Raw genomic sequence first — 6,839 nt, 5'->3', positions numbered from 1 at the left:
TGGCCAAGATCAGAGGTAGAAACCTGTCGGCCGGAAATGTCGCAGACGCCGGGCAATCGTGAAGGGTGGCCCTGGCATTTCCCTCTGAGGCCATGGGTGGAAGGCGCAAGTACAGGCACGACCATCGGCCCGAGGTCTTCAACGTCGCGATGATAGGTTCCCGTAAGTGGTGAGCACAGCAACGACTTCACGGGCGCAACTGAGCCGGGTGACCCTCGTCGGCGAGCGACGCCGGGCCGACATCGTCCTGCCGTCCGATGCTCCGATCGGTCAACTGCTCCCCGACATCTTGGGGTTGCTGGACGACCGTGCCGCATCGCGCCCCATGACAAGACAGTTGATCACGTCGGACGGCTCCGCGCTGCCGCACGACAGCACGCTGGCGTCTGCCGAGGTTGCCGACGGCGCCGTGCTCCGGCTTGTCAGAATCCACTCGGCGCCGCCCGCCCCTGTGGTGCACGACGTCACCGACCAGGTGGCCGACGACCTCGACCTGCGGGCCTGGCGCTGGCGCCCGGCCGCGCGCCGGGCCGGCGCGGGTGTGGCGTCTGTGGCCTTCGCTGTGATCGCCGCCCTGCTCGCCCGCCGTGAGCTCGCTCTCGACGCCCTGGCCGGCGCCCTCCTTGCCGTAACGATTCTCCTCCTCGCCGCGGGTGCGCTCGTCGCCAGGATCGGGCAGGGCAACCGCGGCCTGGCTACCGCGCTGATGGTCACCTCCGGCGGGCTGGGCATCCTCAGCGCGTGGACTGCCGCCGACGCGTACGACTGGTCGGGAACCCTGCGGCTCGCCTCCGTCGCGGCCATGCTGACCCTGACGATGGTGATGCTCGGGTACTTCTCGCCGCTCGGCCGCGGCGGTCTCATCGGCGCCCTCGCCATCGCCGTGATCACCGTCGTGTGGGAGGGTGTCGCCGCCCTCCAGGGCGACTTGGTCCGACTCGGCGCCGTCATGGCCGTCTTCTCCGTGGTACTGCTCGGCCTGCTGCCACGGCTCGCCCTGATGGCGTCGGGGCTCACCGCACTCGACGACCACCGCTCGGGCGGAGCCTCCGTCAGTCGTCACCAGGTGGGCAACGCCCTCGCGGCCACGCACCGGGGCCTGGCCCTCGCGACGATGGCTGCCGCGGTCTCGGCGGCCTCCGCCGGCTGGTTGCTCACGCTGGCTGCGAAGCCGACCGTATGGACCGTGGCTCTGCCGTCACTCGTCGCGGTGGTGCTCCTGTCGAGGGCGCGGGCCTTCCCGCTGGTAGCCGAGGTGGTGGCGCTCTTCGCCGCCGCGGCGTGCCTCGTCGTACGCCTCGTGATGCTGTGGATGGAGCATGCCGGGGGAACCGGGCCGCTGGCCGTCCTGTGTGCGGCCGCGGTGCTGCCGCTGGTCGTTCTGGCGGTGCAGCCGCCCGAGCATGTACAGGTGCGGCTGCGGCGTACGGCCGATCTGGTCGAATCCATCGGCATGGTGGGCCTCTTTCCGCTCGCCGTCGGGGTGTTCGGCGTGTACGGACAGCTGCTCAACAAGTTCTGAGTCAACGCGCAAGCGCTCCGGGTGGCGCGGCAGGACGCAAGAGAAGGGCAGACATGCCGAACGGAGACAACTGGCAGGGCGATGTGCTGCGCGACCTGAGAGGTGGCGGCGACCAGCAGGGCGCACCCGGCACCGGTGGGCAGGCGTACGGCGTCCCCGGGCCGGGAGCAGCCCTCCCCGCGCAGGGTCCGGCCGCGCCGCTCGCGCAGAGCGCCCAGGCGTCGGCCGTCGCCCACGGGGAAGGTACGCCGCAGCAGGCCGGCCCCCAACAGACCGGCCATGAGGCCCCTGCCCAACAAGGCCAGGGGCCGGCTCCGTACACCCCAGGGGCCCGCTCGCACCGCATCACCCCCGACTCCCTGCCCGTGGTCGACACGGACCTGGCGGGGGCGGGAGGCAAGCCACGGCACGGCGAGTCCTTGGCCTCGCGCGCCGCGCGCGCCCTGCGCCGCTGCGTCGCGTCGTCGGCCGCGCGCGAGGTCGCAGAGCTCACCCGTACCGCCGAGGTGCTCCAGCAGCCCGTGACGACCGGCCGGCAGATCGCCGTCACTTCCATTCGGGGCGGCGCCGGCAAATCGACCGTCACAGCGCTGATCGGCACCACGTACGCGCACTACCGACAGGACCCGGTCCTTTTCGTCGAGGCCGACCCGGCGCTCGGTTCGCTGCCGCTGCGGCTCGGTGTCGAGACGCTGCGCTGGACCACCGCCGATGTGGCGGACATCGTCGAGCCGCAGATGTCGCTGCTCGACATCACCGGCTATCTCGTCCAACTCCCCGACAACGCCTGGCTGCTGCCCGGCAGCCAGGGCAGGATCGGCGCGATGCTCGACACAAAGGCGTACGGGCGGGTCATGGTCGCGCTGCGCCGGTACTTCGGTGTGACGGTCGTCGACTGCGAGACGCTGCCCGCCGAGGTCGCTCGCGTCGCGCTCTCCGCCGCCCAGGCACGCGTACTGACCGCCCCCGCCACGTTGGAAGGCATCAACAGCACGTACGCGGTGCTCCAGTGGATGCAAGGGCTGCCCCGGCAGGTGATCGACGGCACGGTCGTCGTGCTCACCGAGCAGGTGCCGCATTCGGGACTCGACCTCGGCAAGGCAGCCCAGAAACTCAGGTCCACCGGGGCGAGCGTGCGGATCCTGCCGTACGACAGGCACTTGGCCGCCGGCGGTCCGATACGTACCGAACTGCTCGCTCACTCGACCAGGGAAGCTGCCACCCGCCTCGCCGCAGAGGTCTTTCAGCTCTCCCAGAAGCGCCACTGATCCTGATGCCGAGCCCGACCGGGAATGACGGACGCCGATGAGTACCCGACTGATCCACCGGCCGGCCAGGATCACCCGGCCCCCGGACGCCTCCGAGGCGCGCGTCGTCGAGGCCCCGCCCAACCTGCCCGAAGGAAAGGCGGGCAACATCGCGATGTCGCTGTTGCCGGTCGCCGGGGTCATGTCCTCCGTCGTGATGATGACGGTCGTACGCAACAGCCAGTTCGCCGCGCTCGGGGCGCTGATCCTCGTCGTCACCATCATCGGCTCCGTCGCGCTCGTCTTCTCCCAGCGCGGCAAGGCCCAGCGCACGCGCCGCACCCAGCGCGAGGCTTACCTGGCCTATCTGGAGGACCTGCGCGAGGAGCTCTCCGCCGAGGAGCGCGAGCGGCGCGAGCGAGCCGAGGTACTCAACCCACCGCCTTACGCCCTGTACGACATAGTGCGCGACCCGGCTCGCCTGTGGGAGCGCCGCCGGGTCGACAGCGACTTCCTGCGGGTGCGCGTCGGGACCGGCGAGATGCCCGTACGCGACTTGCAGCTCGCGGAGCAGGGCTCGTCGGTCCTCACTCCGCCCGACCGTTTCATGCTCAACGAGGCGTCGGCACTGATGGCCCGTTTCCACACGGGCACCGAGCTCCCGCTCACCGTCCCGCTCGACCGTGTGGGCAACGTCAGCGTTATCGGCGCTCGCGAGGACTGTCTGCGTGTCGCGCGCGCCCTGCTTGTCCAGGCCGCTGCCCTGCACGCCCCCGACGACGTGGCGATGGCGCTCGCCGTGCCCGGCGACCGGCTCGCCGACTGGGAGTGGGCCAAGTGGATGCCCCATCTGCTCGACACCGAGCAGTTCGACGGTCCCGTCGCCGCCCGGCGTACAGCCCCCTCCGCCCCCCAGCTCGCCCGGCAGATCGGTGCCGAACTGCGCCGCCGCGCGTCCTACGCCGCCGAGGTGCGGCGCGGGCTGGCGGGCAAGGATGCCCTGTCCATGACGTCCCGGTTGCTTGTCGTCGCCGACGGGCACGGCGCGGACGCGGTCGACCTGCCGCGCCCCGACGAGGCGGTCGGCCTGCGTGAGATGGGCGTCACCGTCCTGCACCTGCTCGAACAGCGAGTCCAGGAGCCGGGACAGGTCGGCGTACGGATCACCGTGGACGGCGCTGAGGTGATCATTGAGGACCTGCGCGAGCAGAAGCCGATCAGCGCCCACGGCATCGTGGACGAGGCCGGCATCCCTTTCGCCGAGGGTCTGGCGCGGATGCTGGCGCCGCTGCGCCTGTCCGCCGAGTCGCTCGCCGGCGCCCCCCTGGCCGGGCCGGTCGACTTCGCCGACCTGCTCGGAATCGACGACGTGGCGCAGCTGGACCTTGCGCGCCTGTGGGCGCCGCGCGGTGAGCGTGCCTTCCTGCGTGTACCGATCGGCATCAGCGACTCCCACGAGCCGGTGCTGCTGGACCTCAAGGAGTCCTCCGAGCTCGGCATGGGCCCACACGGTCTGTGCGTCGGCGCCACCGGTTCCGGCAAGTCGGAACTCCTTCGCACCCTCGTCCTCGCCCTGGTGGCCACGCACCCGCCGGAAGACCTTGCCCTGGTCCTCGTCGACTACAAGGGCGGTGCGACCTTCGCTCCGTTCGCGGACCTGCCACACGTCGCCGGTGTCATCACCAACCTGGAGAACCAGGCGGGACTCGTCGAGCGCGTCCACGCCTCGCTCGCCGGCGAGGTCAAGCGCCGTCAGCAGGTCCTCAAGGACGCGGGCAACATCGCCGACATCGGTGACTACGCCGCACTGCGCGCCGGCAAACGGCCCGACCTCGACCCGCAGCCCCACCTGTTCGTCGTCATCGACGAGTTCGGTGAACTCCTCACCGCGAAGCCGGACTTCATAGATCTGTTCCTGTCCATCGGCCGCATCGGCCGCTCCATCGGCGTACACCTGCTGCTGTCCAGTCAGCGGATCGAAGGCGGCAGGCTAAAGGGTCTGGACACGTATCTCTCGTACCGGCTCGGACTGCGCACGTTCTCCGCCGACGAGTCCCGTACGGTCCTGGACACCACGGACGCCTTCCACCTGCCGCCGCTGCCCGGTTTCGGCTACCTCAAGGTCGACACCAGTCATTACGAACGCTTCAAAGCGAGCTATGTCTCGGGGGCCTACCGCGGCCCCGTGCGGCGTGACGAAGAAGAGGACACCGGACCTCTCGCGCTCGCATACGAAACCTTCAACACCCTGTCCCAGCCGGATGGTTCCGGCGCGCATGAGCCGACGGCGCGGCGCCGCGAGACCGGGCCGACCGAGATGGGCGTCATGGTCGACCAGATGGAGAACGCCGCAGGCCCGGTGCGGCGCATCTGGCTGCCGCCGCTGCCCGAGGCGATCACCTTGGACAAGGTCGCCGGGCCGCTGGACGTCGGCCCGCGCGGCATGCAACTCACCAAGCGCCGCGGTCCGCTCCAGGTGCCGCTCGGCCTGCTCGACGACCCGACAAAGCAATGGCAGGGACAGTGGTACCTGGACCTCACGGTCGCGGGCGGCCACGCCGCCGTGATCGGGGGGCCGCAGTCCGGCAAGACGACGCTCCTGCGCACCCTCGTCCTCTCGCTCGCACTGACCCACACGCCGCAGGAAGTCGGCGTCTACGGTCTCGACCTGGTCGGCGGCGGCCTGGCGGCCCTGTCGGGCCTGCCGCACGTCGGCGGCATCGCGGGCCGAGCCGACCGCGAGCGCGCGGGACGCACCGTCGACGAAGTACGGAGCATGCTCGCGACCCGCGAGGACCTCTTCCGTGAGCACGGCATCGACTCAGTGGAGCAGCTGCGCACCCTGCACGCGGCGGGCAGACTGCCCCCGCTCGCCTCCGCCGAGATCGTGCTCGTCATCGACGGCTTCGGCGCGCTGCGCGACGACTTCGAGGAGCTGGACGACGCCGTCGTCGACATCCTCAAGCGTGGCGGCGGTTACGGCATCCACGTCGTCGCGGGCATGCTCCGCTGGAACGACGTCCGCATCGCCACCCAGTCGAACTTCGGCACCCGCGTCGAGCTCCGCCTCAACGACCCCAGCGAATCCAGTGTCGACCGCAAGCTCGCCGAGACCCTGTCACCCGACGAGCCGGGCCGTGTCCTCACCGACGGGAAGCTCTTCGCACAGGCCGCGCTGCCCCGTACAGACGGTGTCGCCGATACATCGGAGATGGGCGCGGTCCTGGAGCGAACGGTCCGTACCATCCGCGCCACCTGGAGCGGCGCGGTCGCGCAGCCGGTACGGGTCCTGCCACAGGTCGTGGAGCCCCACCTGCTGCCGGGCCCTGTCGCCGAACCCGACCGGGTGCCTATAGGCCTGGACCAGACGGCGCTCGCGCCTGTCCTGCTCGACCTCTTCCGGCATGACCAGCACCTGCTGGTCATGGGTGACAGCGAGTGCGGAAAGACGAATGTCCTGAAGACCGTCGCCTCCGGCCTCATCGATCGCTACGGGGAGGACGAACTGGTCTTCGCCGTCATGGATCCTCGGCGGAGCCTGCGCGGCGCGGTCCCCGAGGAGTTCAACGGCGGCTACGCGTACAACGCCAAGATGTGCGCGGGCCTCGCGGCCGGTATCGCCACCGAGCTGGAGAAGCGGTTGCCCGACGACGGCGCACCCCTGGACGACCTGGAGCCCGGCAGCTGGGGCAAGGGCCCGCGGATCGTGGTTCTCGTCGACGACTACGACGTACTGACCACCGCGGGCCAGTCGCCGCTCGCCCCCTTCCTGCCGTACATCCCGTCCGCGGTCGACATCGGACTCCACTTCGTCCTGACGCGTCGCGTGGCGGGCGCGTCGCGCGGCATGTACGAGCCGCTGGTACAGGGCCTGCGCGAGTCGGGGGCCTCGGCGATCGTCATGGCGGGCGACCGCAGCGAGGGCCAGCTGTTCCCCGGCGTGTACGCGTCCCAGCAGCCCGCGGGCCGCGGTGTGCTCGTCCGCAGGGGACAGTCGAACCGCCTGATCCAGACCGTGTACTGGGCCGAGTGACGCTGGGCCCGCGCAAGGCGGCCACGAACAGACGACG

General features: G+C 70.6%; 3 protein-coding genes. All 3 read left to right on the top strand.

The window, feature by feature from the left end; genetic code table 11:
* Window positions 1–166 precede the first annotated feature (166 nt).
* The 3 genes from eccD to eccCa are packed head-to-tail and all read left to right on the top strand — an operon-like array spanning window position 167 to window position 6,802.
* A complete protein-coding gene (eccD, locus tag J7E89_RS26705; RefSeq protein ID WP_214976988.1) occupies window positions 167–1,522 on the top strand; it encodes a type VII secretion integral membrane protein EccD in 1,356 nt (451 codons plus the stop codon).
* A 53-nt stretch (window positions 1,523–1,575) separates the two neighbouring features.
* Window positions 1,576–2,790 (top strand): MinD/ParA family protein, encoded by a 1,215-nt coding sequence (locus J7E89_RS26700; protein WP_214976987.1) that lies wholly within the window; start codon window positions 1,576–1,578, stop codon window positions 2,788–2,790.
* Window positions 2,791–2,827: 37 nt separating this feature from the next.
* Window positions 2,828–6,802: a type VII secretion protein EccCa gene (eccCa, locus tag J7E89_RS26695; RefSeq protein WP_214976986.1), complete on the top strand. Its 3,975-nt coding sequence runs from the start codon at window positions 2,828–2,830 to the stop codon at window positions 6,800–6,802.
* Window positions 6,803–6,839: the final 37 nt, after the last annotated feature.

It is taken from the genome of Streptomyces sp. ISL-100 (assembly GCF_018614615.1).
Lineage (GTDB): Bacteria > Actinomycetota > Actinomycetes > Streptomycetales > Streptomycetaceae > Streptomyces.
The sequence above is the reverse complement of the archived record's forward strand: the minus strand, read 5'-3'. Positions and strand labels throughout refer to the sequence as shown.

Excerpts from the sequence above, each read along its gene's own strand:
- eccCa (WP_214976986.1), top strand. The coding sequence starts at position 2,828 with ATGAGTACCCGACTGATCCACCGGCCGGCCAGGATCACCCGGCCCCCG.
- J7E89_RS26700 (WP_214976987.1), top strand. The coding sequence starts at position 1,576 with ATGCCGAACGGAGACAACTGGCAGGGCGATGTGCTGCGCGACCTGAGA.